At 60.6% G+C, this 1,621-nt stretch carries 1 protein-coding gene; it reads left to right on the top strand.

Annotation, left to right across the window (positions count from 1 at the left end):
- Nucleotides 1–99: 99 nt before the first annotated feature.
- Nucleotides 100–1,446 carry an IS1380 family transposase gene (locus tag BW994_RS18715; protein ID WP_076454865.1) on the top strand — a complete coding sequence of 449 codons (1,347 nt, stop codon included), beginning with the start codon at nt 100–102 and terminating at the stop codon, nt 1,444–1,446.
- Nucleotides 1,447–1,621: the final 175 nt, after the last annotated feature.

The raw sequence follows: 1,621 nt of genomic DNA, 5'->3' as shown, positions 1-1,621 counted from the left end.
TAGCCCGCATTATGCATGAAGGTCGGCGAGCATAGCGTAAACCGTTGATTCGTTGTAAGTATTTGTTGTTGAGACAAAACTTCACCACGACGGAACACCATGCTCGCCTCGGTTGCAAATACTCCAATTCTCCCTGGTCTGTCACCTGTCGCCGGCAAGTCGATCGAGGCCCGGTTCGACGGCGATCTGCTCTCCTCCGACGGGGGGTTGCTGGGGTTACGCGCCATCGAGCAACGGCTCGGCATCGCAAGTCGTTTGGCCGCATGCATCGATGATCCTCGTGCGCCTGGGCGTGTGATCCATGGGCTCGACGAAATCATCCGGTTTCGCATGCTGATGATCGCGGCCGGCTACGAGGATGGCAACGACGCGGACAGGTTGCGCCGCGATCCGATCTTCAAGCTCGCGATGGAGCGCCTGCCCGAGGCGGGGGATTTGTGCTCACAGGCAACGATCTCGCGCACTGAGAACCTGCCCGGACCCCGCGCGCTGCTGCGCATGGGCATGGCGATGGTCGAGCATTATTGCTCGAGTTTCCGTAGAGTGCCCAACAGCATCGTGCTCGACATCGACGATACCTTCGATGCCGTCCACGGCGCACAGCAACTCTGTTTGTTCAACGCGCACCACGATGAATACGGTTTCCAGCCGATCGTGGTGTTCGATGGTGACGGCCGTATGATCGCCGCCGTGCTGCGCCCCGCATGCCGACCGAAAGGGAGCCAGATCGTCAAATGGCTGCGCCGCCTGATCGATGCCATCCGTGGCCACTGGCCGCGCACCGCGATCATGCTGCGCGGCGATTCCCACTACTGCACGCCGGAAGTGCTGCGTTTCTGTCGCGCGCGCGACCTGAGTTACATCTTCGGTGTTGCGCCGACATCGACGCTGCGCAAACACGTCATCGCTCTGGAGGCCAGCACCGCGGCCCGGGCGGAACAGACACCGGGCGAGAAAGTTCGGAGGTTCAAGGAGTTCCATGATGGTGCGGCAAGCTGGGACCGCGTCGAGCGGATCATCGCGCGCGTCGAGGCCGGACCGATGGGGGTCGATACCCGCTTTATCGTCACCAACCTGAAGGCTGGATCGCCACGCACCCTGTATCAAAACATCTACTGCGCGCGCGGCCAGGCTGAAAATCACATCAAGGCGTGGAAGACCCATCTCGCGGCCGACCGCACCTCGTGCTCGCGGGCCAGCGCCAACCAGATGCGCCTGTTCCTGCATATCGGTGCATATTGTCTGATGTGGAGTTTTCGCTCCCTGATGCCGCGTCGCTCACGCTGGCGTGGTATCCAGTTCGATACCTTGCGGCTACGCCTGATCAAACTCGCCGTCCAGGTCGAGACATTGAAGAAATCAATTCGCCTGCATCTGCCGCGATCGATGCCGGATCAGGTCATTCTCCGCTACGCTCTGGCCAGACTGCCCAGGTTACTGGTCTGAGCCCAGGGGCGGTTGCCCCGACCGGTCCCGATCTCATCCAACTCCAGCGCCGACACATCGCCAAGCTCATCAAAACCAGCCCAGAGCGGCCGGTGAGTCGTCACGCGCCCACGACGTCAGGTTGCATAGCTAATTGTAGAAGAATTGAATGAAACGCCCTCATGAATAAATGCGG

It is taken from the genome of Acidiphilium rubrum, assembly GCF_900156265.1.
GTDB classification, from domain to species: domain Bacteria; phylum Pseudomonadota; class Alphaproteobacteria; order Acetobacterales; family Acetobacteraceae; genus Acidiphilium; species Acidiphilium rubrum.
The sequence above is the reverse complement of the archived record's forward strand: the minus strand, read 5'-3'. Positions and strand labels throughout refer to the sequence as shown.